Source organism: Paraburkholderia sp. ZP32-5, assembly GCF_021390495.1.
Classification (GTDB): domain Bacteria; phylum Pseudomonadota; class Gammaproteobacteria; order Burkholderiales; family Burkholderiaceae; genus Paraburkholderia.
Genome location: NZ_JAJEJP010000001.1, coordinates 2,573,998 through 2,597,920, shown reverse-complemented (window position 1 = coordinate 2,597,920; position 23,923 = coordinate 2,573,998). Strand labels below are relative to the sequence as shown.

The following is a 23,923-nucleotide window of genomic DNA, read 5'->3' as shown; positions in this document are numbered from 1 at the left end:
TCGGCTATCGAACCACAGATGACTGAACAGAAGAAAAAGCTCGAAAAGCTTGCCGGCGTGAAGGGCATGAATGACATCCTTCCGCAGGAAGCCGGGCTTTGGGAATTTTTTGAGACGACCGTCAAGTCGATGCTGCGTGCGTATGGCTACCAGAACATCCGCACGCCGATCGTCGAGCATACGCAACTGTTCACGCGCGGTATCGGCGAAGTGACCGACATCGTCGAAAAAGAGATGTACAGCTTCACCGATGCACTGAACGGTGAAAACCTGACCATGCGCCCCGAGAACACGGCAGCGGTGGTCCGCGCGTCGATCGAGCACAACATGCTGTACGACGGCCCGAAGCGCCTGTGGTACATCGGCCCGATGTTCCGTCACGAGCGCCCGCAGCGCGGCCGTTATCGCCAGTTCCATCAGGTGGGCGTCGAAGCACTCGGCTTTGCCGGTCCGGATGCGGACGCTGAAATCATCATGATGTGTCAGCGTCTGTGGGACGACCTGGGCCTCATGGGCATCAAGCTCGAAATCAATTCGCTGGGTCTCGCCGAAGAACGCGCCGCGCATCGTGTCGAGCTGATCGCGTACCTCGAAAAGTTCGTGGACGTGCTCGATGAAGACGCGAAGCGCCGTCTCTATACGAACCCGCTGCGCGTGCTCGATACCAAGAACCCGGCTTTGCAGGACATCGCTCAGAACGCGCCGAAGCTGATCGATTTTCTCGGCGACGAATCGCGCGCGCACTTCGAAGGTTTGCAGCGCATCCTGAAGGCGAACAACATCCCGTTCACGATCAATCCGCGTCTCGTGCGCGGTCTCGATTACTACAATCTGACCGTGTTCGAGTGGGTGACCGACAAGCTCGGCGCGCAGGGCACGGTTGCCGCGGGCGGTCGTTACGACCCGCTGATCGAACAGCTCGGCGGCAAGCCGACGGCGGCATGCGGCTGGGCGATGGGCATCGAGCGGATTCTCGAGCTGTTGAAGGAAGAGAATCTCGTGCCCGAAGAGGAAGGCTGCGACGTGTACGTGGTCCATCAAGGCGACGCCGCGCGCGAGCAGGCGTTCATCATCGCCGAGCGTCTGCGCGACACCGGCCTCGACGTGATCCTGCATTGCAGCGCCGATGGCCAGTCGGCGAGCTTCAAGTCGCAGATGAAGCGTGCCGATGCGAGCGGTGCGGCGTTCGCGGTGGTGCTCGGCGAAGACGAGATCGCCAACGGCACGGTCGGCGTGAAACCGCTGCGCGATACGCAGGCCAACGGCGGTAAGAGCGAGCAACAGAACGTGCCTGCCGAAGACTTGACCGAATTTCTAATCAATGCGATGGTTGCAACCGCCGAAGACGGCGACGACTGATCGCGATGTCATCGGGCCGGCTGGCTCGACACGCACATATAGCAAGAAAGAGGAAATCGCCGGGCAATGAGTTACCACGACGAACAAGAATCGATTGAAGGTCTGAAGGCATGGTGGGCGCAGTGGGGCAATGCGACCACGTGGATCGTGCTGGTGGTGTTGCTGGCGGGCGCGGGCTGGAACGGCTGGAATTTCTGGCAGCGCCGCCAGGCAGCGGAAGCCGCGGTGCTCTATGACCAGGTGCAGCAGGCGGTGGCATCCGGCGACAAGGCGCAGGTCACGCGCGTCGCCACCGACATGGAAGACAAGTTCGGCCGCACCGCTTACGCGCAGATGACCGCGCTGGGCGCCGCCAAGGCGCTGTACATTGCCGGCGACGAAGCCGGCGCGAAGGCGCAACTGCAGTGGGCAATCGATCACGCGAAAGACGACGAGTTCAAGCAGATCGCGAAGCTGCGCATGGCGTCGCTGCTGCTCGACGACAAGGCGTACGACCAGGGGCTCGCGCTGCTGGCCGAGCCATCCGATGCATTCAAGGGCGTCGTGGCGGACCGTCGCGGAGACCTGCTCGCGGCCCAGGGCAAGCGTGACGATGCGCGCACGGCCTACAAGCTCGCGCTCGACTCGCTCTCGAAGAGCGATACTTCGGCGCGCCAGTTGATCCAGTTCAAGCTGGATGCACTCGGCGGCTGAGCGTCCCACGCGGCGCGCCGCGAGCCACGACCGGAACGCGGTCTCCTTTAATTAATTTCCTGAATGCTTCGTCCACCGATGAATCTGCTGAAACGTTACGCCGTGCCCGTTATCTGTGCGATGACCGTGCTCACGATGGCGGCTTGCTCATCCACGAAAGACGAGCGCCGTGTGCCGACGCCGCTCACCGAGTTCAAACCCGTACTCGATGTGCAGCAGTCCTGGTCGGCGAGCGTAGGCAAGGCGGGCCGTTACCTGTTCTCGCCGGTTGCGCTCGGCAATGCTGTGTACGCGGCTGGCGCGAACGGCACGGTCGCCAAGATCGACGCGCAAACCGGCAAGGATATCTGGCGCACCAAGCTGCATGACGACCTGTCCGCGGGCGTCGGTAGCGACGGCACGCTCACGGCGGTCGGCGGTCTGAAGGGCGACGTGTACGTGCTCGGCGCGGACGGCAAGCAACTGTGGACGGCCAAGGCGCCGGGCGAAATCATCTCGCCGCCGCTCGTCGGCAACGGTCTCGTGGTGGTGCGCACGATCGACGGTCAGATCGTCGCGTTCAATGCGCAAACGGGCGAGCAGAAGTGGAACTTCCGCAACCGTGCGGTGCCGCTGAACCTGCGCGTGTCATCGGGTATGACCTTCGCGGGCGATGCCGCGGTGCTGGCTGGTTTCCCGGGCGGCTCATTCGCCGCAATCAACCTGCAAACGGGCGACGCATACTGGCAGACGCCGGTGTCCTATCCGAAGGGCGTGACCGAAGTCGAGCGTATCAACGACGTAACCGGTCCGCCGACGCTCATCGGTTCGCAAACCTGCGCGGTGACGTTCCAGGGGCAAATTGGTTGCTTCGACGCGAATTCGGGCCGCTCATTGTGGAGCAAGGCATTTTCGAGCACGACCGGCCTTGCGCAGGATGAGCGCAGCGTGGTCGCCGCGGACGACTGGTCGGTCGTGTCCGCGTTCGATGTGAACAACGGCTCGGTGCTGTGGAAGAACGAGTCGCTGAAGAACCGCGATCTGAGTGTGCCGATGTTGCTGGGCCGCGCGGCCGTGTTCGGCGACTACAAGGGCTTCCTGCACTTCCTGTCGACGTCGGATGGCGTGCTCGTCGCGCGCGTGAAGACCGACGGCAGCGCGATCACCGCGGCACCTGTGCTGGCTGGCGACACGCTGGTCGTACAGACGCGCGACGGCGGCCTGTTCGGTTATCGCCCGCGCTGATCGAGCGAGGCGTGCAGTTCTGGCGCGCAGGCCGGCTTTGCCGGCCGCGCGCTTTTTAATTAAGGTTTGAGTCGGTTTCCGAGCCGGCTTAGTTAGCAAGTTGTCTGTCGCGCGTTGCGCGCGGATCCAATAGAAAAAGGCATTGGAAGGGCTGGTCCGGCAAGCCGGACTGATTGTGCTGAGCCCACCGCCGCAACGACGCGGCACACGCGCTTTTCAGCGGTAGCAGGGCGGGGCCGCGAGACAGAAATGGCGAGTGCCGTCGAACGAAAAGTCCGAAGCTGGCGACTCTCCTCGCGACTCTTCGGTGCGCCGCCCGCGCAACCCACCCCTGTCAGCACGGATGCGCATCTCGAACGTGCATCCGAAGCTGGCCGAATTCGTGATAATTTCGTCGGAACTCCGCCGTGTGGCGGCCGCCTGGCGTCGCTACGCGAGCGATCGGTTCCGATCCCGCGTTTCACCGTGAACAACATCAGATGAAACCCGTTATTGCCCTCGTTGGGCGCCCCAATGTGGGGAAATCCACGCTGTTCAACCGCCTCACGCGCTCGCGTGACGCGCTGGTTGCCGACCTGCCCGGTCTTACGCGCGATCGCCATTATGGCGAAGGACGCACCGGCGAGCGGCCGTATCTGGTCGTCGACACCGGCGGATTCGAACCGGTCGCGAAGGATGGCATCCTGCACGAGATGGCGCGCCAAACTCGTCAGGCGGTCGAGGAATCGGACATCGTCGTATTCATCGTCGATGGCCGCAATGGTCTCGCGCCGCAGGACAAGTCGATCGCCGATTACCTGCGCAAGGTCGGTCGGCCGATCTTCCTCGTCGTCAACAAGGCCGAGGGCATGAAGTACGCGAACGTCGCGGCCGACTTCTACGAACTCGGGCTGGGTGACCCGCGGGCGATTTCGGCCGCGCACGGCGACGGCGTGACCGAAATGATCAACGAGGCACTCGAAGTCGCCTACGCCGGCCAGCCGGAAGAGAGTGACGAAGACAAGCAGACGCGTGGCGTGAAGATCGCGATCGTCGGGCGGCCGAACGTCGGCAAGTCGACGCTGATCAACGCTTTGGTCGGCGAGGAGCGGGTGATCGCGTTCGACATGCCGGGCACCACACGCGACTCGATCTACGTCGATTTCGAACGCCAGGGCAAGCCGTACACGCTGATCGACACGGCCGGTCTGCGCCGCCGCGGCAAGGTGTTCGAAGCGATCGAGAAGTTCTCGGTGGTGAAGACGCTGCAGTCGATCTCCGACGCGAATGTCGTGATCCTGCTGCTCGATGCGCGCCAGGACATTTCCGATCAGGACGCGCACATCGCCGGCTTCGTTGTCGAGCAAGGCCGCGCGCTGGTGGTGGGCGTGAACAAGTGGGACGGTCTCGATCCACATGTGCGCGAGCGCACCAAGGCCGACCTCGAGCGCAAACTAAAATTTCTGGACTTCGCCAAATTCCACTTCATTTCCGCCGCGGAAAAAACCGGAATCGGGCCATTGATGCGCTCGGTCGACGATGCCTACACGGCCGCGATGTCGAAGCTGCCGACGCCGAAGCTGACGCGCGCATTGATCGAAGCGGTGGAGTTCCAGCAGCCTCGCCGTCGCGGGCCGGTGCGGCCGAAGCTGCGCTATGCGCACCAGGGCGGGCAGAATCCGCCGATTATCGTGATTCACGGCAATGCGCTCGATGCGATCACCGATACGTATAAGCGTTATCTGGAAAATCGCTTCCGGGAAACTTTCAAGCTAACAGGGACTCCATTGCGAATAGAGTTCAGATCGTCGACGAACCCTTACGCGGACAAAGGCTGAAACCAGGTTGGATCTCAGGCTGAAACCCGCGTGCGTGTTGGGTTTGGGCGCATCGCCCCGGTCCGCGCGCAGAAATGAAAATCAGCTATAGTGTAGCGATTGGCGGCGGATCTCTTTTTCTTCGGCGCCAATTAAGTCAACCTGCAAAAAAATACGGAGTTTGCTATGAGCAACAAAGGGCAATTGTTACAAGACCCGTTTTTGAACGCACTGCGTAAAGAGCATGTGCCGGTGTCGATCTACCTTGTCAACGGCATCAAGCTTCAAGGGAACATCGAATCGTTCGACCAGTACGTCGTGTTGCTCCGGAATACGGTCACCCAGATGGTCTACAAGCACGCCATTTCGACGGTCGTGCCGGCCCGCCCGGTGAATTTCCACCCGGATTCCGAACAGTCCTAACCCTCGTCGCGGCCGGCACAGCGTCGCCCGTTGGCGATCATTCCCGGCCGCGTCATTTTGATACCCTCCAATTTGATCAATGCAGCGCTCGTCGGCATCGACTTCGGCAAGATCGATTTCGAAGCCAGTCTCGAAGAACTCAGCCTGCTCGCGCAAAGCGCGGGGGCGAATCCCGTAGTCACCCTCACCGGGCGCCGTTCCAGCCCCGACGCGAAGATGTTCGTTGGTAGCGGCAAGGCCGAAGAATTGCGCCTTGCATGCGAAGCGAACGACATCGAACTCGTGATCTTCAATCACGCTCTCGCTCCGGCGCAGCAGCGTAATCTGGAGCGGGCGCTTAATCGTCGCGTGGTCGATCGCACCAGCCTGATCCTCGATATTTTTGCGCAACGCGCCCGCAGCCACGAAGGCAAGCTGCAGGTCGAGCTCGCGCAACTGCAATATCTGTCGACGCGGCTGATTCGCGCATGGACCCACCTCGAACGCCAGAAGGGCGGTATCGGTTTGCGCGGTCCCGGTGAAACACAGCTCGAAACCGACCGCCGGCTGATCGGCGAACGCATCAAGGCGCTCAAGATCCGGCTCGATAAACTGCGTCGCCAGCACGGCACGCAGCGTCGCGCGCGCAGTCGGAATCAAACCATGTCGGTGTCGCTCGTCGGCTATACGAACGCGGGCAAGTCGACGCTGTTCAATGCGCTCACCAAGGCGCAGGCCTACGCGGCGGACCAACTCTTCGCCACCCTCGACACCACGTCGCGGCGCGTCTATCTCGGCGACGAGGCAGGGCAGGTGGTGGTGTCCGATACGGTCGGGTTTATCCGCGAGCTGCCGCACCAGCTCGTCGCGGCGTTTCGCGCAACGCTCGAGGAAACCATTCACGCGGATCTGCTGCTGCATGTCGTCGATGCATCGAGCGCGGTGCGGCTCGATCAGATCGACCAGGTCAACGAGGTGTTGCACGCGATCGGCGCGGACACGATCCGGCAGGTTCTGGTGTTCAACAAGATCGACGCGGTACCTGAACTGGCGGCCCGTGGGGACGCGGTTGAGCGTGATGAGTATGGTAATATTTCGCGCGTCTTTTTGAGCGCTCGCACGGGCCAGGGGCTTGATGCGCTGCGCGCTGCCATCGCTGAAATCGCTACCGCTGAACCGCTTGTCGATACGCCGCTCGACCCGTCGCAACACGACCGTCTGGCAGAACCGCGCGATAACCACAAGGTTCCAGAACTCGGGCACTGACCCGTTCCAATTGCACTGACCCGCTGTCTACTCTGGTGAACGAACACAGGTGAACGATTACAACGAGCGGAGTATCTGGCTGCGTATGCGCGCCCTGCTTTCTCTGAACGATCCGCGCTGGGGCCGGGGTGACGGCAATGGCGACCGGCAACGGCCGAACGATCCGAAGCGGCCGGGCCGCGACGGTGAAGGTCCGCCCGATCTCGATGAAATGTGGCGCGATTTCAACCGGCGTCTGAGCCGGATCTTCGGGCGCAAAGGCGGCGGTGTCGGTGGCGGCCGTCCGGACAATGGGCGCGGTGCGCGCATCGGCGTCGGCATTGTGATCGGCGTGCTGGTCGCGATCTATCTCGGCAGCGGCGTGTTCGTCGTGCAGGACGGTCAGGCCGCCGTCGTGATGCAATTCGGCAAGTATCGCTACACGGCGGAGCAGGGCGTGCACTGGCGCCTGCCGTATCCGTTCGAATCGCACGAGTTCGTCAACGTCGCGCAGATCCATCAGGTCGAAATCGGCCGCACCAACGTCGTGCGTCTCGCCAACGTGAAGGATTCGTCGATGCTCACGCATGACGGCGATATCGTCGACGTGCGCTTCGCGGTTCAATACCAGATCCGCAAACCCACCGATTATCTTTTCCGCGGCGTCGATCCCGATCAGAGCGTGATGTATGCCGCGCAAGCGGCGGTGCGCAGCATCGTCGGCGCGCAGAGTACCAGCGAGGTGCTCGGCCAGGATCATGAAACGCTGCGTCAACAATTGATCGCGTCGATCCAGCAATCGCTCGATCAGTATCAATCCGGTCTCGCGGTGACGAACGTGACGATCCAGGGTGTGCAGGTACCCGAACAGGTGCAACCCGCATTCGACGACGCCGCCCGGGTACACGACGAAAACGAGCGCGTGAAGCGCGATGCGCAAGCCTATGCGGCTGATCTGCTGCCGCGCGCGAAGGCCGATGTCGCACGCCAGATCGAGGACGCGACGACCTACAGCCAGAACACGGTTGGCGAGGCACAAGCCGAGGCCGAGCGCTTCAAGCAGGTCTATGCGCAATATTCGAAGGCGCCGGCGCTCGTGCGCTTCCGCCTGTACATGGAAACCATGCAGCAGATCTATTCGAACGCGACCAAGGTGTTCGTCGATGCGAAGAACGGCAACAACGTGCTGTATCTGCCGCTAGACCGGCTGGTCGAACAGAATCGCGAGCGGCGGGCGGCCGCGGCTGCGTCGGGCACTGCCGCCGCGAGCGCGCCGCAGGCAGCGGCGGCGCCCGCGCCGTCGGCCGCATCGGCTGCCGACACGGGCGCCGCCGCTGGCGCATCCGCCGACGCCGCCTCCGGCCCTGCGGCGGCTTCCGCGCCTGCGCCGGCAAGCCGGCCGAGCGCCGCATCGCTGCGTTCGCGCGAGGCGTTCCGCAATCGCCTGCGCGAAGACGACGTTCAATAAGGAGCGCACGAATATGAACAGAATCATTGCGCTCGTCGTTGCCGTCGTCATCGTGGTGTTCGCCGCATCGTCGATGGTGTTCGTCGTCGATCAACGGCATATGGCCGTGCTGTCCGGGCGCGGCGACTCGGCGCCCACCTTGCTCGGTCCCGGCGTGCACGTGAAGCTGCCGCCGCCGCTGCAAACGGTCACGCTGGTCGACAACCGTATCCAGTCCGTCGATGCGCCTGACGAAGATCATTTCGTCACATCGGACAAGACCGATCTGCTCGTCAATCCGGTCATCAAGTTCCGCGTGACCGATCCGCTGAAGCTGCTCGCCGAAACGAAGGGCGACGTGCAGAGCCTGCCGGACCGGCTCGCGTTGCTGTCGCGTACCGCGCTCAGCGATGCCTTCGGCAAGTTCACGCTGTCCGATGCGCTCGCCAAACAGCAGGCCGTCGCCGAAGATGCGCGCGGCGCGATGGACAAGGGCGCGGCTTCGCTCGGCGTATCGGTGGTGGACGTGCAGCTCACGCGTGTCGATTTCCCGGCGGCGATGGCGGATTCGGTATTCAAGCGCATGATCGCTGCGCGCGAACAGATCGCCGCCGACGAGCGCGCGAAGGGCACCGAGCAAGCCAATCAGATCCGTGCCGACGCGTTGAAGGAGCAGCAATCGGTGCTCGCCGACGGTCTCGCCAAGGCGCAGGGCATTCGCGGCGAAGGCGATGCACAGGCCGCGGAAATCGCCGCCGAGGCATTCGGCAAGGACCCGCAGTTTTATCAGTTCTATCAGAGCATGCAGGCGTACCGGAAGACCTTCAAACCGGGCGATCTGATCGTGGTCGACTCGAACAGCGAGTTCTTCCGCTTCATGCGTAGCCCGACCGGTGGCACGCCCCCGGACGCTTCCGCGCCGACTCCGCGCAAACGCTGATTACCGAAGGCCGCGGCATCCGCATCGCGGCCGCTTCAATTGCATGGACATAGCCGGCTCGTTACTGCTCGCGATCGCACTGATGCTGATTATCGAAGGGATGTTTCCGTTCGTTTTTCCGAGTGCCTGGCGCGATACGTTCCGTAAAATAGCGGAGCGGCCGCCGCATCATATTCGCGTCGGCGGGCTCATCGTGATGTTGCTCGGGCTCGTGCTGCTGTTTATCGCGACCTGACGGGCGGGCTGGCGCCAGCGTGAAGCCGGCAGTGAAGGGTTGGACGAGCCGACAACACCGCACATTGCGAGCAGGTTGGGGCGCGCGCCGCGTTGTGCGGCTGTTCGCGGAAAACGTAGGATCGACGCGCTGATCCGCCGCCATTGCGCGTGGAATCGGCGCGAGTCGGCATGACGCGGCGCGCGTCGCCAAAGCACCGCCGGCGGTACCCGTACCACCCGCCAGAATCAAGCCGCTTCACGCCATTACACTCATTCATCGGCGCTTCAAGACGCCGTGTTCAACGCCGTAGGACTGTATCGATGTCGACCTGGTTGCTTCCCGAGAATATTGCCGACGTGCTGCCGTCGGAGGCCCGCAAGATCGAAGAATTGCGACGTCATTTGCTGGACCGTTTCCGCTCGTACGGCTACGAAATGGTGATGCCGCCGCTGCTCGAATACCTCGAGTCGCTGCTGACGGGCGGCGGCCACGATCTGAATCTGCGCACCTTCAAGCTCGTCGATCAGTTGTCGGGCCGCACGCTCGGCCTGCGCGCCGACATCACGCCGCAAGTCGCGCGGATCGACGCGCATCTGCTGAACCGCCAGGGCGTCACGCGTCTTTGCTACGCGGGCAACGTCGCGCATACGCGGCCGCGCGGCCTGCACGCGACGCGCGAGCAGATCCAGATCGGCGCTGAAATATACGGCCACGCGGGCCTCGAAGCAGACCTCGAAATCCAGCAACTGATGCTCGATGCGCTGCGTCTTGCCGGTCTCGCGAAGGTGCGCCTCGATCTGTGCCACGCGGGCGTACTTGCGGCATTGATCGAAGCCGAGCCGGCCGCTAAAGCACTCGGCCAGACGCTCTATGACGCGCTCGCCGGCAAGGACGTGCCGCGCCTCGTCGAAATGACTGCACAACTCTCGCCGGTGATCCGCGATTCGCTGCGCGCGCTGCCGACGCTCTATGGCGACGCGTCGGTGCTCGACGAAGCCCGCGCGCGTCTGCCGAATTCGCCGGCCATCGCTCGCGCGCTTGACGATCTCGCGTTTCTCGCGAGCCAGGTCGACGGCGCCGAAGTGATGATCGATCTCGCGGATATGCGCGGTTATGCGTACCACAGCGGCGTGATGTTCTCCGCGTACGTGGATGGTGTGCCTAACGCGGTCGCGCGCGGCGGCCGTTACGACCACGTTGGCCAGGCATACGGCCGTGCGCGCGCGGCAACCGGTTTTTCGCTCGATCTGCGCGAGGTCGCGCGCATCTCGCCGATCGAAGCGCGCAGCAGCGCGATTCTCGCGCCGTGGCGGCATGACGAAGCGTTGCGTGTCGCGGTCGCCGCGCTGCGCGATGCGGGCGAAGTGGTGATTCAGGCGTTGCCTGGCCACGAGCACGATCTCGATGAATTCGCGTTCGACCGCGTGCTGGTCGAGCGCAACGGCGCATGGGTCGTCGAACCGCGCGCCTGAGCACGCCTGAGCAAGCGTCACTTCACAGATTTGCCGGGGACGTGTCCCCGGCATTCACCACCCGGCAACCATCAGAAGCGGACGCACGCGGGCCGATGAATGCGGCCGCGCGTCTCTCACGATACTCAACATAACGTGCATACCGTTGAGCGGAAACGGAAAAATTCGGAAGCTTCCGCGAACCTAGGTAGAATACGTTTTTAACCAGCTTACGAAACAACATGTCTGCCAGCGCAGTGAATGTGAACCCCGGGCGCAACGTCGTCGTCGTGGGAACCCAATGGGGTGATGAGGGCAAGGGCAAGATCGTCGACTGGCTGACGGACCACGCTCAAGGCGTCGTTCGCTTCCAGGGCGGTCACAATGCCGGTCACACACTTATCATCGGCGGCAAGAAAACCATCTTGCGTCTGATTCCGTCGGGCATCATGCATCCCGGCGTCGCGTGCTACATCGGCAATGGCGTCGTGTTGTCGCCGGAAGCGCTGTTCAAGGAAATCGGCGAACTCGAAGCCGCCGGCATCGACGTCCAGAAACGTCTGTTCATTTCCGAAGCCACCACACTGATCCTGCCGTACCATATCGCGATCGATCAGGGCCGCGAAGCCCGCCGCGGCGCAAGCAAGATCGGCACCACGGGCCGCGGTATCGGCCCGGCCTACGAAGACAAGGTTGCGCGCCGCGGCCTGCGCGTGCAGGACCTGTTCGACGCACCGGCTTTCGCCGAACGTCTGCGCGAAAACCTCGACTATCACAACTTCGTGCTCACGCAATACCTCGGCGTTGCCGCGGTCGATTTCCAGCAAACGCTCGACACGATGCTGAGCTACGCCGACCGCCTGAAGCCGATGGTCACCGACGTGTCGCGCCGTCTGTACGACGTGAACGCCAACGGCGGAAATCTGCTGTTCGAAGGCGCGCAGGGCACGCTGCTCGATATCGATCACGGCACCTATCCGTTCGTCACGTCGAGCAACTGCGTCGCGGGTGCCGCGACGGCCGGCGCGGGCGTCGGTCCGCAGAAGCTCAACTACATTCTCGGTATCACGAAGGCGTACTGCACGCGCGTCGGTTCGGGCCCGTTCCCGAGCGAGCTGTACGACGCCGATAACGCGTCGCGTCAGGAGCCGATCGGCCTCGAACTCGCGACCGTCGGCAAGGAATTCGGCTCGGTCACCGGCCGTCCGCGCCGCACCGGCTGGCTCGACGTCGCCGCGCTGCGCCGCTCGATCCAGATCAACGGCGTGTCGGGCCTGTGCATGACGAAGCTCGACGTGCTCGACGGCCTCGACGAAGTCAAGCTGTGCGTCGGCTACACGGTCGACGGCAACACGGTCGATCTGCTGCCGCGTGGTGCATCCGAAGTCTCGCATTGCGTGCCGGTGTACGAAACCTTCGCGGGCTGGAAGGAGAGCACGGTCGGCATCAAGGAATGGGACAAGCTGCCCGCTAACGCGCGTGCGTATCTGACGCGCGTGCAGGAAGTCGCGGGTATTCCGATCGACATGGTATCCACCGGTCCGGATCGCGACGAAACGATTCTGCTGCGCCATCCGTTCAAGGTCTAACCGATGCAAGGTGTACCGATGATCGCGATGAAAGATCCACGCAACGACGACAAGAACCTGTGGGTCGGCTGGGACGAATATCACCGGCTGATCGAATTGCTTGCGTTGACGGTGCATGAATCGGGCTGGAAGTTCGACAAGATTTTGTGCCTTGCGCGCGGTGGTTTGCGCGTTGGCGACCAGCTATCGCGTATCTACGATCTGCCGCTGGCGATTCTCGCTACGAGTTCATATCGCGAGGCGGCCGGCACACAGCAGGGCGAACTCGACATCGCGCAGTACATCACGATGACTCGCGGCGAGCTGCACGGCAACGTGCTGCTCGTCGATGACCTCGTCGATTCGGGTGTCACACTTGCACGGGTACAGCAGCATCTGAAGGAGCGGTATCCGGCCATCACCGCGGTGCGCTCGGCGGTGCTGTGGTACAAGGGCTGCTCGAAGGTGAAGCCCGACTATCACGTGCAGTATCTGCCCACCAATCCATGGATTCATCAGCCGTTCGAGGAGTGGGACACGGTGCGTCCGCATAACCTCGGCGCGTGGATCAAGCGCGGCATCGCGCAGGCCGAGGAAGCGTCGGGCAAGTAATGCAAACGCGAGCGGTTGATCGCCGCGCCGCTTTGGCGGATGACGTTTCGCCTTCGCCTTTGCTCTCGCCGCTTACGTTCACGCGCCTTACATTCTTACGGCGAACTGCTTTCAACGTAGTTTTACCTCGCCATCTCCGCAAAAACGGAACCCATCGGGTTCCGTTTTTTTATGCGCGCGCCACATATGGAACGGAGCACGGCTGGCCAAAAGCGCCGCTCGCCGCCTATCACCAACATGACTGCGCATGCGGCAGACGCTGCCATATCACGGTGCTAAACTGCGCGGACTATCCACGTGGTGTATCCACAACAAGCCGGGCGGTGTCAGGTGAGCGGTTTAGAATAGCGGTCGTTTTTTCCGCCTGGGAACGGATTCTCTCGCGTCTATGACAGATAACAACCACGTACACAAACAGCCGCTACCCTCCCTGGCGATTGCCGCGATCGGAGTGGTGTTCGGCGACATTGGCACGAGCCCATTGTATTCGCTTAAAGAGGCTTTCAGCCCGTCGCACGGCATCCCGCTAACCGACCAGTCGATCCTCGGCGTGATCTCGCTGCTGTTCTGGGCGATCGTGATCGTGGTCGGCGTCAAGTACGTGCTGTTCGTGATGCGCGCCGACAACAACGGCGAGGGCGGCGTGCTCGCGCTGATGGCGCTGGCGCTGCGCTCGGTCGATCAGAAATCGAAACTGGCCGGGCTGCTGATGATGCTCGGCATCTTCGGCGCCTGCATGTTCTATGGCGATGCGGTGATCACGCCCGCGATCTCTGTGATCTCGGCGGTCGAAGGTCTCGAAATCGCCGCTCCCCATCTGGCGCATCTGGTGATCCCGCTCACCATCGTGATCCTGATCGTGCTGTTCTGGATCCAGCGGCACGGCACGGCGATGGTCGGCCGGCTGTTCGGTCCGATCATGACCGTGTGGTTCCTCGTACTCGCCGCGCTCGGCCTGTGGCACATCCTGCAGTCGCCGAACGTGATTCGCGCGCTGAATCCTTACTACGCATACACGTTCATGGCCGCGCACGTGCTGCAGGCTTACGTGGTGCTCGGCTCGGTCGTGCTGGTGCTGACCGGCGCCGAGGCGCTGTACGCGGACATGGGGCACTTCGGCGCGCAGCCGATCCGCATGGCCTGGTATGTGCTCGTGATGCCGTCGCTGGTATTGAACTATTTCGGCCAGGGCGCGCTGCTGATGCACGACGCGAAGGCCATCGAAAATCCGTTCTTTCTGCTCGCGCCGGACTGGGCGCTGCTGCCGCTCGTGGTGCTGTCGACGGTGGCGACGGTGATTGCATCGCAGGCAGTGATCTCGGGCGCGTATTCGCTGACGAGCCAGGCGATCCAGCTCGGTTATGTCCCGCGTATGAAGATCCTGCACACGTCGGAACTGGCGATCGGACAGATCTATGTGCCGGTGGTGAACTGGATGCTGCTGTTCATCATCCTGTGCATCGTGATCGCCTTCAAGAGCTCGGACAACCTGGCTGCCGCCTACGGTATCGCGGTGACCGCGACGATGGTGATCACGACGATCCTCGCGTGCGTCGTGATGGTGAAGGTGTGGAACTGGAACAAGATCCTCGTCGCGCTGATCATCACCGTGTTCATGGTGGTCGACGTAGGGTTCTTCGGCGCGAACCTGCTGAAGGTCGAAGAGGGCGGCTGGTTGCCGCTGGGTATCGGCGGTTTGCTGTTCTTCCTGTTGATGACGTGGTTCAAGGGCAGGATGATCGTCAAGGAGCGCACGGCCGCCGACGGTATTCCGTTGATGCCGTTCCTACAGGGACTGCTTGCGCATCCGCCGCATCGCGTATCCGGCACGGCGATCTATCTGACCGGCAGCGACACGCTGGTGCCGGTGAGCCTGCTGCACAACCTGAAGCACAACAAGGTGCTGCATGAGCGCACGATCTTCCTGACCTTCGTTACGCGCGACATTCCGTATGTGAACGACGCGGAGCGCGTGACGGTCAAGGAGATGGACGGTGGTCTGTTCCTGGTGAAGGCGGCCTACGGCTTCAACGAAACGCCGGATGTGAAGGCGGTGCTGCTCGAAGTCGGCCGCACGCACGACATGACTTTCGAAATAATGGACACGTCGTTCTTCCTCGCGCGCGAAACAGTGGTGCCGACGCAATTGCCGGGGATGTCGGTGTGGCGCGAACGCGTGTTCGCGTGGATGCATCAGAACGCAGCCAAGCCAACCGACTTCTTCAGCATTCCGGCGAACCGCGTCGTGGAGCTAGGGACCAAGATCGAGATCTGACGGCGCGTTGTTTTGCGCCCGCTCGCTGAACTGCTCCCGGATGCGCCGCGGAGTGGAAGAAGAAAAAAGCCCACGCATTTGCGTGGGCTTTTTGTTGCCAGGCGCAAACAAACGCAATGAAGGGCATTCGACGTTCGCGCGCCGCGTGAAGGAAGGCCGCGGGACCGCGCGCGTGATACGAGAACTCACCGCGCTCGCGGCGAAGCACATCAGTCCGATGCGCTCACGCCGCACTCACCGCATGCTTGCTTCTTACTTCTGCTTGAGCTTCGCAAAGGCGGCAGCCATCGCGCCACCCGGCTCCGGTTCGCGCGAGCGCTGCGGCGCGCCGCGCCCCGCACCGCCGCGATTGAAGTTGCCGCGATCCTGCTGCGCGCCACCACCACCGCTGCGCGCAGCGGCCGCGCCGGGTTCGTCGTCGAGACGCATCGTCAACGCGATTCGCTGGCGCTTCACGTCGACTTCGAGCACCTTGACCTTGACGATCTGCCCGGCCTTCACGACCTCATGCGGATCCTTGATGAACTTCGTCGACATCGCCGACACGTGCACCAGACCATCCTGATGCACGCCGACGTCGATGAACGCACCGAACGCGGCGACGTTCGTTACCACACCTTCGAGCATCATGCCCGGGATCAGATCGCTGACCTTCTCGACGCCTTCGCGGAACGTCGCCGTCTTGAACTCGGGACGCGGATCGCGGCCCGGCTTTTCCAGTTCGCCGAGAATGTCGCGCACGGTCGGCAAGCCGAAGCGTTCGTCGACGAATTCATTCGGCGACAGTCCGCGCAGCGCGTCGCGATTGCCGAGCACTTCGCCGACCTGCTTGCTGATCTTCGCGAGAATCCGTTCGACGACCGGATATGCTTCAGGGTGCACCGACGACCGGTCGAGCGGATTCTCGCCGTTGTTGATGCGCAAGAAGCCGGCTGCCTGCTCGAAGGTTTTGTCGCCCAGACGCGGCACCTTGCGCAAATGCTCGCGCGACGGGAACGGTCCGTTCGCATCGCGGTAGTCGACGATATTGCGCGCGAGTGTCGCATTCAGTCCCGACACGCGCGCGAGCAACGCGACCGACGCGGTGTTCGCATCGACGCCGACCGCGTTCACGCAGTCCTCGACGACCGCATCGAGCGAACGCGCGAGTTCGCGCTGGTTCACGTCGTGCTGATACTGGCCGACGCCGATCGCCTTCGGCTCGATCTTCACGAGTTCGGCGAGCGGGTCCTGCAGACGGCGCGCGATCGATACCGCGCCGCGCAGCGACACGTCCATGTCGGGGAATTCCTTCGCGGCGAGTTCGGAGGCCGAGTACACCGATGCGCCCGCTTCGGACACGACGATCTTCTGCAGCTTCAACTCCGGATGACGCGAGATCAGCTCGCTCGCGAGCTTGTCCGTCTCGCGCGACGCGGTGCCGTTGCCGATACTGATCAGCTCGGCCTGGGTTTGCGCGGCGATACGCGCGAGCTTCGCGAGCGAGCCGTCCCAGTCGCGGCGCGGCTCGTGCGGGTAGATCGTGTCGGTCGCGAGCACCTTGCCGGTGCGATCGACCACCGCGACCTTGACGCCGGTACGCAGACCCGGGTCGAGTCCGATCACCGCCTTCGGGCCGGCCGGCGCCGCGAGCAGCAGGTCCTTCAGATTGCGCGCGAACACGCGGATCGCTTCATGCTCGGCTTCGTCGCGCAGATGGGTCAGCAATTCGTTTTCGAGATGCGGTTGCACCTTCACGCGCCAGCACCAGCGGCACACATCGGAGAGCCACTTGTCGGCGGGGCGGTTCTGATTGGCGATGCCGAAGTGGCGCGCGATCAGTGCCTCGCCCGGATGCGGCACCTGCGCGTCGAGCTCTTCGCCGAGGCCCAGCTTGATCATCAGCACGCCGGCATTACGGCCGCGGAACAACGCGAGCGCGCGATGCGACGGCACCGTGCGAATCGTTTCCGCGTAGTCGTAGTAGTCGCGAAATTTCTCTTCCTCGGCCGTTTCCTTGCCTTCGACCACCTTCGACGACACCACGCCCTGGCTGTGCAGATAGTCGCGCAGCTTGCCCAGCAGTTCGGCGGTTTCGCCAAACTGTTCAGACAGAATGTCGCGCGCGCCGTCGAGCGCGCCCTTCACATCGGCGACGCCCTTGTCGGTGTCCACGTACGCGGCAGCCTCGGTTTGCGGATCGAGCAGCGGATTGCCGAGCAGTGCGTCGGCGAGCGGCTGCAGACCGGCCTCGCGGGCGATCTGCGCGCGCGTGCGGCGCTTCGGCTTGTACGGCAGATACAGATCTTCCAGCACCTGTTTGCTGTCGGCACCTTCGATCGCGCCGCGCAGTTCGTCGGTCAGCTTGCCCTGTTCGTCGATGCTCGCGATGATCGCGGCGCGGCGCTCTTCCAGTTCGCGCAGATACAGCAGGCGCTCCTCGAGATTGCGCAGTTGCGTGTCGTCGAGGTTCTCTGTCACTTCCTTGCGGTAACGGGCGATGAACGGAACGGTCGCGCCTTCGTCGAGAAGCCCCACGGCGGCCGCGACCTGGCGCGGCTGGACGGACAGTTCGGTGGCGATGCGCTGGACGATCTTGAGTGCTACGGTTTCCGTCATAAGGCTTGGTTTTCCTGCGGACTCAGTGAGGGGCCGCGCGCGGGCGGCAGGTCGGACAGGCCGGGCGTGCGCCGCGACCAGGAGCGGGGCATTTTGCCATAAATGCCAGAGGGCTCAACCGCGGGATGTTAGAATTTCCGCCATCTTCCGTTGACCCGCTACGACGTTGCTAATCTCCTTGTCCCTCAACCGTCTGGTCTCTTTTCTGTCGTCAGATTCGCGGCCGGTTTCGCCTCAGTTTTCGCTCTCTTCGTTGCGTTCGCCGCTCGCCTCGCGCATGTTGGCCGCGTCGGCGGTACGGGCCGTACGCGGCGACGTGGGGCTCGGGTCCGAACGATTGTCGGCCCGGCGTGGATTTGCCAATGTGATGGCGGCATGCGCGGTCATCGTATTGGCCGCCGTGCCGGCACTCGCCAGCGCGCAAACGGTGGCACAGGCTGCAACGTCCGCGCAGGACGCGACGTCTGTTGCTGCGCCTGGCAATACAGCCGCGCCGGCAACCGGTACCACGGCAGCGGCACCGGCAGCCGACGCCACCACCGCCGACGGTGCTGAGGGCGCAAGCGATGCAGCCGCGCTCGACAAATCGTTCGAGGCGCGTCAGCAGGCACTCGATCAGCGCACCGACGACAACAACTACCAATACGCGCTCGCGCAGCACAACTGCTATAGCCGCTTTTTCGTCAACCACTGCCTGAATCGCGCGCGCGATTCGATGCGCTCCGCACAGGCGGAAATCCGCAAGGAACAGCTCGCGCTCGACGCCGAACAGCGCGCGCAACGCGCACGCGAGCGCGACGAGCGCACGGCGCTGCGGCGTGCGCAAGCGCAGGCTGAAGCGCCGCAGCGTGCCGCCGAAGACGCGCGCAACGAGCAGGCCTACCAGGAAAAGCAGCGCCAGCACACACTCGATCAGGCGCAGCGCAACGCCGAGGCGCCGCAGCGCCAGGCCAACGCGCAGGCCTACGAGGACAAACAGCGCCAGCACGCACTCGATCAGGCGCAGCGTAACGCCGGGGCGCTGCAGCGCGCGGCCAACGCGCAGACCTACGACGAAAAGCAGCGCCAGCATGCGCTGGACCAGGCGCAACGCGGTGCTACGCCCGCGCCGGCGGCGGCCAACCAGCAGGGCGACTTCCAGCACCAGCTCGATGAGGCGCGTCAGCAGGGCGCGCAGAAGGCGCTCGAACGTCAGCAGAAGCAGGAAAATTTCGACAGGAAGCAGGCAGACGCGGCGCAGCACAAGCTCGACGTCGAAACGCGTCAGAAGCAAGCCGCCGAGAAAGCCGAGCAGAAGCGTCAGGACCAGTTGAAACAGCAGCAACTCGAAGAGCAGCAAAGACAGCAGCAGCAAGAGTAAATGTGCTGTAGTCGGCGACTGTGCTGTAATGATCCTGGCGGCCGTGGCCAGGACGGCAGCAGTCGCTGGCCGTAGTCGCCGTAACGCGTTTTGAGCCGGACAGCAACCTCAGGCATCGGCCGCGAGCACGCGGCGCATGCCGCAGACGAGAGGAGGCGAGCATGCGCGATCGTCGTCACGTCATCGACGCGAACACTCTTCGCGACCGCATTCTGCAACTGGAATCGGAGCACAGTGGGCTCGACCGGTTGATCGACCGGATATCGGATGAGCCCGGCATCGACGACTTCGAGTTGCAGCGCCTGAAAAAGCGCAAACTCAAAGTCAAGGACACCATCATCTTGCTGCAATTGCAGCTCGAACCGGACTTACGCGCCTGAGTTCGCGGCCTGGCAGGCGCCGGGCGCGCAGCGCGCGAGCCGGACTTAGCAGGAACGCTTGCCTTGAATTCACCGCACGACACTTCATCCCGGGGCGCGCCGGGCGACGCATCCACCAGCGTTACGGCGGCGCCGCGCGCGGCCGCAGCCGTCGCGAGCGAGTCGCTGAGCCGTGCTCGCGTGACGGAGCTCAACGAGATCTTTGCCGACAGCGGGCTGCTCGCGCGTCAGATCGATGGCTATCGGCCGCGTGCGTCGCAGATCGAGATGGCGCGCGCCGTCGCCGCGGCGATGGAAGCGTCGGGCCGCGCGATGCCCGAGCCGGCGATGTTCGAGGCGCAGAAGCGTCCGGCGCGGCGTCTGCAGGGCACGGCAGCCGATAGCGCGGGCTCGGCCGATAGCGTTGAGGGCATCGAAGCGGAGCGCGCCGACAGCGGCGAGAACACCCTGATCGTCGAGGCGGGCACGGGCACAGGCAAGACCTATGCGTACCTCGTGCCCGCCATGCTATGGGGCGGTAAGGTCATCGTGTCGACCGGCACCAAGCATCTGCAGGATCAGCTCTTTCAGCGCGATATTCCGACCGTGCGCGACGCGCTCGCGGTGCCGGTATCGGTCGCGATGCTGAAGGGGCGCGCGAACTATCTGTGCCACTATTACCTGCAACGCACGGCGGACAACGGGCGCTTGCCGTCGCGTCAGGAAACCTCGTATCTGCAGGACATCGTGCGCTTCGCGAAGATCACGCGCACCGGCGACAAGGCCGAGCTCGCGAGCGTGCCGGAGACGGCCGCGGTGTGGTCGATGGTCACCTCGACGCGCGATAACTGTCTCGGCCAGGAGTGCCCGCATTACAAGGACTGTTTCGTGATGCAGGCGCGCCGCGAAGCGCAGCAGGCTGACATTGTGGTGGTCAACCACCATCTCTTTTTCGCCGACATCATGTTGCGCGATACCGGCATGGCCGAGTTACTGCCCACCGCTAACACGGTCATCTTCGACGAAGCACATCAACTGCCCGAAACCGCGACGCTGTTTTTCGGCGAGACGCTGTCGACCGCGCAATTTCTCGAACTCGCGCGTGATTCGGTGGCCGAGGGTCTCGGTCATGCGCGCGATGCGCTCGACTGGGTCAAGCTTGGCGCGACGCTCGAGCGTGCGGCGCGCGACGTGCGCCTTGCGTTCAAGGAAGATTCGGTGCGTTTATCGATCGGCCAGTTGCCCGACGATCACCCTTTGTTCGCTGCGCTCGAGACACTCGAAACCGAGCTCGATGCACTGGCCAGCGCGCTGGCTGGTCAGGCTGAGCGCGCCGAGTCGATCGGCGCATGTCTGCGCCGCGCTCGCGAATTGCAGGATGTGCTGAGCGGCTGGACCACGCCGCCCACGAGCGCCGAGCGCGACGCAGCCGGGTCGCGCGATAGCGCTGTTGCTGTCGGCAACGGCAATGCCAACGCCGCTGCCGAGCGCGCCGATCCGAATGAAAAGGTGCGTTGGATCGAAGTGTTCTCGCATACCGTGCAGTTGCACGAAACGCCGCTGTCGGTCGCGCCGATTTTCGCCAAGCAACGCGCCGGCGTGCCGCGCGCGTGGATTTTTACGTCGGCCACGCTGTCGGTGCGCGGCGACTTCACGCACTACGCGGCGCAGATGGGCCTGAACGCGAAGCGTTCGATGACCTTGCCCAGCCCGTTCGACTATCCGTCGCAGGGGCTGCTGTACGTGCCGCGCAATCTGCCGCAACCGTCATCGCCGATGTTTACCGACGCGGTGTTCGATGCCGCGTTGCCGGCGATCGAAGCATCGGGCGGCGGCGTCTTCATGCTATGCACGACGCTGCGCGCGGTGGACCGTATCTCCGCAAAGTTGCGCGATGCAATCGAGGCACGCGGCTGGGACTATCCGCTGCTGGTGCAGGGCGATGCGAGCCGCACCGAACTGCTCGACCGCTTCCGTGCGTATGGCAACGCGATTCTGGTGGGTAGCCAGAGTTTCTGGGAAGGCGTGGATGTGCGCGGCGATGCGTTGTCGCTGGTCGTGATCGACAAGCTGCCGTTTGCGCCGCCCGACGATCCCGTGTTGTCCGCGCGGCTCGACGCGCTGACGAAGAAGGGCTTGAGTCCGTTCGCCGTGCATCAGTTGCCGCAGGCCGTGATTACGCTGAAGCAGGGCGCCGGCCGTTTGATTCGCGCGGAGACCGATCGCGGCGTGTTGATGATCTGCGATACGCGCCTCGTTGATAAACCCTACGGACGTCGTATCTGGCAAAGCCTGCCGCCGTTCAAGCGCACCCGCGAGATCGACGTGGTGCGCGAATTCTTTGAAGAAAGCGCGGTGCCGGGTGCCGCGACCGAACAATAGCCGCATGCTGGTTTGATACTTAAAAAAACGCCGCAATAAAATGTGGCGTTTTTTTTTGCAATTCTTTTCAAATGACCCGCCAGGCAAAACCGGCGCAGGTCAAAAAATTCAAAGCCCAAAAGCAAAACGCCACGGAAATGAATCCGTGGCGTTTTGCCTGACTGCCCGGGAAACCGAAACGATTTCCCGAAGCAGTTCTCGCCCAGAGGCGAACCCTACGCGACAGCTTACTGGCTTGCGCCCGAAGCCGGAGCAGCAGCCGAAGCAGCAGCGTCCGAAGCGGCAGCGCCAGCGTCCGAAGCAGCAGCCGTAGCCGAAGCAGCAGCGTCGCTCGCAGCAGCAGCAGCACCCGAAGCAGCCGTTGCTGCGTCCGAAGCAGCAGCAGCCGGTGCCGAAGCAGCAGCTGCGTCGCTAGCCGGTGCAGCGGCTTGATCGTTGCTCTTGTTGCATGCAGCCAGTGCCACAGCTGCCAACAGGGATGCTACGAGGAGGGATTTCTTCATGATCACGTCCTTTTATGGTTTAAAGGTAAGCAACAGCGCAAAATAAAACCGGTAATGTGCTCCAACACCGACCTGGGCCGCTGGTGGAGATACTCTCTCGACGAGCTGAAATCTTCCCTACGGCTTGGGCGGAAATTATATGCACTTTCGTACTGACAGTCGATAAATCCGGGGTCAATACGTTGTCTTTCTCATACAAAATTTCGCTGTACGGTATAACAGGCGGGCAGAGTTACGCAAGCTCGCCCACCTGTATCCAGCCCGCACAATACCACTCGTGTAGCAGTGCTGTCACCGGTGAATCGTGCGAGAGTGTTACAAAGCGTTTCGCACTCATAGAGCGGTGATTAGCGAGATCAAACAGCCATTTTTTTGCGCCGCCCCACGCAATTTCTTCTCCATTTACGAAGAAAAAACGACGTTCATACAACAGGTTAGTCTTGCGATCGAGCCGCAGACCCTGTTTCGATGCGGCAGCGATAAAACGCGCTTCGTTGAGCGGCCGTTGCGGCGGATCGAAGACGACACTCGGCTTGGGTTCGCTGAGATACGTGCCAAGGAACGACGCAATATCCTGCTCATTCCACCTGACCCGAGCAAGGATTGCGCCAACCCGTTCGACGAGCGCCGCCGGCAGTTCGGCCGGACGCTCGACAGCGGATTGCCGCGGATCGCGATAAAGCGCGCCGGTCTTGCCCGCAGCCTCGCCGCGCTCGGCCAGATGGTAGAGGAATTGGGCGGTCAGCTCGCTTTCCGATGGCGCGCGAAAGCCGATCGAGCAGGTCATGCACTCGCCCTCGGCGATACCGTCGTGCGCGATGTGCGGCGGCAGATACAGCATGTCGCCCGGCTCCAGCACCCACTCCTGTTCAGGCTCGAAGTTCTGTAAAACTTTCAATGGCAAGCCCGCCTGCAACGTCAGGTCCTTCTGCGCGCTGATGCGCCAGCGGCGCTTGCCTTTTACTTGCAAAAGAAACACATCGTAGGAATCGAAATGCGCGCCGACACCACCTGTGTCACTCGCGTACGAGATCATCAGATCGTCCAGACGTGCGTCGGGCACGAAGCGGAAGCGATCGAGCAATGCCCGCGCGCGGTCGTCGTGCAGATCGACACCCTGGACGAGCAGCGTCCAGCCGCGTTGCTTCGCCGATGGCAGTTCGTCGGGCGCGAACGGGCCGTGTTCCAGCTGCCATTTGTTGCGGAAGTGGGTGATCAGACGCGCTTCGACTTCTTCCTGGTCCGCAAGCTCGAAGAGTTCGTCGCGCGACAGCGGCGGCACGATGTTCGGGATCGCCTGACGGATCAGCAAAGGCTTTTTCTGCCAGTACCGGCGCATGAATTGCGATGGGCTCAGATTGCCGAGCAATGCGGTGGGAACGTCGGGCGCGGGCGGAAGAATGGGCTGGGTAGCTGGCTCTGAAGCAGGCGACGAATTAGGTGTCGAAGCTGCCTCGGCCGAGTGGTGGTTGGGCCGCCTGGGCATCGTATA

The 23,923-nt window shown here is 63.0% G+C and carries 19 protein-coding genes; 16 read left to right on the top strand and 3 right to left on the bottom strand.

Features of this window, described 5'->3' with window-relative positions; genetic code table 11:
* Positions 1 to 18 precede the first annotated feature (18 nt).
* The 13 genes from hisS to L0U82_RS10945 all read left to right on the top strand — a co-directional run bounded on the left by hisS (position 19) and on the right by L0U82_RS10945 (position 15,229).
* Positions 19 to 1,359, top strand: a complete 1,341-nt coding sequence (hisS, locus tag L0U82_RS11005) for a histidine--tRNA ligase (protein ID WP_233830812.1) — start codon at positions 19 to 21, stop codon at positions 1,357 to 1,359.
* A 66-nt stretch (positions 1,360 to 1,425) separates the two neighbouring features.
* The gene (locus tag L0U82_RS11000; protein WP_233830810.1) at positions 1,426 to 2,052 is read left to right on the top strand and encodes a YfgM family protein; all 627 of its coding nucleotides are present in this window, start codon (positions 1,426 to 1,428) and stop codon (positions 2,050 to 2,052) included.
* 78 nt (positions 2,053 to 2,130) lie between these two features.
* Complete coding sequence (bamB, locus tag L0U82_RS10995; RefSeq protein WP_233830808.1) at positions 2,131 to 3,276, top strand: outer membrane protein assembly factor BamB; 1,146 nt, start codon at positions 2,131 to 2,133, stop codon at positions 3,274 to 3,276.
* A gap of 479 nt (positions 3,277 to 3,755) precedes the next feature.
* Positions 3,756 to 5,093: a ribosome biogenesis GTPase Der gene (gene der / locus L0U82_RS10990; RefSeq protein ID WP_233830806.1), complete on the top strand. Its 1,338-nt coding sequence runs from the start codon at positions 3,756 to 3,758 to the stop codon at positions 5,091 to 5,093.
* Positions 5,094 to 5,258: 165 nt separating this feature from the next.
* The gene (hfq, locus tag L0U82_RS10985) at positions 5,259 to 5,495 is read left to right on the top strand and encodes an RNA chaperone Hfq (RefSeq protein WP_006051315.1); all 237 of its coding nucleotides are present in this window, start codon (positions 5,259 to 5,261) and stop codon (positions 5,493 to 5,495) included.
* Positions 5,496 to 5,552: 57 nt separating this feature from the next.
* Positions 5,553 to 6,740 (top strand): GTPase HflX, encoded by a 1,188-nt coding sequence (gene hflX, locus L0U82_RS10980; RefSeq protein WP_233830803.1) that lies wholly within the window; start codon positions 5,553 to 5,555, stop codon positions 6,738 to 6,740.
* Between the two features lie 49 nt (positions 6,741 to 6,789).
* Positions 6,790 to 8,187 carry an FtsH protease activity modulator HflK gene (hflK, locus tag L0U82_RS10975; protein WP_233830800.1) on the top strand — a complete coding sequence of 466 codons (1,398 nt, stop codon included), beginning with the start codon at positions 6,790 to 6,792 and terminating at the stop codon, positions 8,185 to 8,187.
* A gap of 13 nt (positions 8,188 to 8,200) precedes the next feature.
* Positions 8,201 to 9,106 (top strand): protease modulator HflC, encoded by a 906-nt coding sequence (gene hflC, locus L0U82_RS10970; protein ID WP_233830796.1) that lies wholly within the window; start codon positions 8,201 to 8,203, stop codon positions 9,104 to 9,106.
* A gap of 43 nt (positions 9,107 to 9,149) precedes the next feature.
* A complete protein-coding gene (locus L0U82_RS10965) occupies positions 9,150 to 9,341 on the top strand; it encodes a DUF2065 domain-containing protein (RefSeq protein WP_169496144.1) in 192 nt (63 codons plus the stop codon).
* A gap of 302 nt (positions 9,342 to 9,643) precedes the next feature.
* A complete protein-coding gene (locus tag L0U82_RS10960; protein ID WP_233830793.1) occupies positions 9,644 to 10,795 on the top strand; it encodes an ATP phosphoribosyltransferase regulatory subunit in 1,152 nt (383 codons plus the stop codon).
* Between the two features lie 221 nt (positions 10,796 to 11,016).
* On the top strand, positions 11,017 to 12,363 hold the full coding sequence (locus tag L0U82_RS10955; protein WP_233830790.1) for an adenylosuccinate synthase: 1,347 nt from the start codon (positions 11,017 to 11,019) through the stop codon (positions 12,361 to 12,363).
* Between the two features lie 18 nt (positions 12,364 to 12,381).
* On the top strand, positions 12,382 to 12,954 hold the full coding sequence (locus tag L0U82_RS10950; RefSeq protein ID WP_233830787.1) for a phosphoribosyltransferase: 573 nt from the start codon (positions 12,382 to 12,384) through the stop codon (positions 12,952 to 12,954).
* Between the two features lie 388 nt (positions 12,955 to 13,342).
* A complete protein-coding gene (locus tag L0U82_RS10945) occupies positions 13,343 to 15,229 on the top strand; it encodes a potassium transporter Kup (RefSeq protein ID WP_233830784.1) in 1,887 nt (628 codons plus the stop codon).
* A gap of 252 nt (positions 15,230 to 15,481) precedes the next feature.
* On the opposite strand, the gene L0U82_RS10940 is transcribed toward L0U82_RS10945, so the two are convergent.
* Positions 15,482 to 17,827, bottom strand: a complete 2,346-nt coding sequence (locus L0U82_RS10940; RefSeq protein WP_233830781.1) for a Tex family protein — start codon at positions 17,825 to 17,827, stop codon at positions 15,482 to 15,484.
* Between the two features lie 280 nt (positions 17,828 to 18,107).
* On the opposite strand from L0U82_RS10940, the gene L0U82_RS10935 reads away from it, so the two are divergent.
* The 3 genes from L0U82_RS10935 to L0U82_RS10925 all read left to right on the top strand — a co-directional run bounded on the left by L0U82_RS10935 (position 18,108) and on the right by L0U82_RS10925 (position 21,928).
* Positions 18,108 to 19,187, top strand: a complete 1,080-nt coding sequence (locus L0U82_RS10935) for a hypothetical protein (RefSeq protein WP_442793635.1) — start codon at positions 18,108 to 18,110, stop codon at positions 19,185 to 19,187.
* 161 nt (positions 19,188 to 19,348) lie between these two features.
* Positions 19,349 to 19,567: a DUF465 domain-containing protein gene (locus L0U82_RS10930; protein ID WP_233830779.1), complete on the top strand. Its 219-nt coding sequence runs from the start codon at positions 19,349 to 19,351 to the stop codon at positions 19,565 to 19,567.
* Between the two features lie 63 nt (positions 19,568 to 19,630).
* Complete coding sequence (locus L0U82_RS10925; RefSeq protein WP_233830776.1) at positions 19,631 to 21,928, top strand: ATP-dependent DNA helicase; 2,298 nt, start codon at positions 19,631 to 19,633, stop codon at positions 21,926 to 21,928.
* A gap of 227 nt (positions 21,929 to 22,155) precedes the next feature.
* Here L0U82_RS10925 and L0U82_RS10920 read toward each other — a convergent pair whose 3' ends face one another.
* The gene (locus L0U82_RS10920) at positions 22,156 to 22,431 is read right to left on the bottom strand and encodes a hypothetical protein (protein ID WP_230412894.1); all 276 of its coding nucleotides are present in this window, start codon (positions 22,429 to 22,431) and stop codon (positions 22,156 to 22,158) included.
* A 232-nt stretch (positions 22,432 to 22,663) separates the two neighbouring features.
* Positions 22,664 to 23,917, bottom strand: a complete 1,254-nt coding sequence (locus tag L0U82_RS10915) for a cupin domain-containing protein (RefSeq protein ID WP_233830773.1) — start codon at positions 23,915 to 23,917, stop codon at positions 22,664 to 22,666.
* Between the last annotated feature and the right edge of the window lie 6 nt (positions 23,918 to 23,923).

Bases quoted from the DNA above. Each gene is read 5' to 3' on its own strand.
- hisS (WP_233830812.1), top strand. From the start codon at position 19: ATGACTGAACAGAAGAAAAAGCTCGAAAAGCTTGCCGGCGTGAAGGGC.
- L0U82_RS11000 (WP_233830810.1), top strand. From the start codon at position 1,426: ATGAGTTACCACGACGAACAAGAATCGATTGAAGGTCTGAAGGCATGG.
- bamB (WP_233830808.1), top strand. From the start codon at position 2,131: ATGAATCTGCTGAAACGTTACGCCGTGCCCGTTATCTGTGCGATGACC.
- der (WP_233830806.1), top strand. From the start codon at position 3,756: ATGAAACCCGTTATTGCCCTCGTTGGGCGCCCCAATGTGGGGAAATCC.
- hfq (WP_006051315.1), top strand. From the start codon at position 5,259: ATGAGCAACAAAGGGCAATTGTTACAAGACCCGTTTTTGAACGCACTG.
- hflC (WP_233830796.1), top strand. From the start codon at position 8,201: ATGAACAGAATCATTGCGCTCGTCGTTGCCGTCGTCATCGTGGTGTTC.
- L0U82_RS10965 (WP_169496144.1), top strand. From the start codon at position 9,150: ATGGACATAGCCGGCTCGTTACTGCTCGCGATCGCACTGATGCTGATT.
- L0U82_RS10960 (WP_233830793.1), top strand. From the start codon at position 9,644: ATGTCGACCTGGTTGCTTCCCGAGAATATTGCCGACGTGCTGCCGTCG.
- L0U82_RS10955 (WP_233830790.1), top strand. From the start codon at position 11,017: ATGTCTGCCAGCGCAGTGAATGTGAACCCCGGGCGCAACGTCGTCGTC.
- L0U82_RS10950 (WP_233830787.1), top strand. From the start codon at position 12,382: ATGATCGCGATGAAAGATCCACGCAACGACGACAAGAACCTGTGGGTC.
- L0U82_RS10945 (WP_233830784.1), top strand. From the start codon at position 13,343: ATGACAGATAACAACCACGTACACAAACAGCCGCTACCCTCCCTGGCG.
- L0U82_RS10940 (WP_233830781.1), bottom strand. From the start codon at position 17,827: ATGACGGAAACCGTAGCACTCAAGATCGTCCAGCGCATCGCCACCGAA.
- L0U82_RS10930 (WP_233830779.1), top strand. From the start codon at position 19,349: ATGCGCGATCGTCGTCACGTCATCGACGCGAACACTCTTCGCGACCGC.
- L0U82_RS10920 (WP_230412894.1), bottom strand. From the start codon at position 22,431: ATGAAGAAATCCCTCCTCGTAGCATCCCTGTTGGCAGCTGTGGCACTG.
- L0U82_RS10915 (WP_233830773.1), bottom strand. From the start codon at position 23,917: ATGCCCAGGCGGCCCAACCACCACTCGGCCGAGGCAGCTTCGACACCT.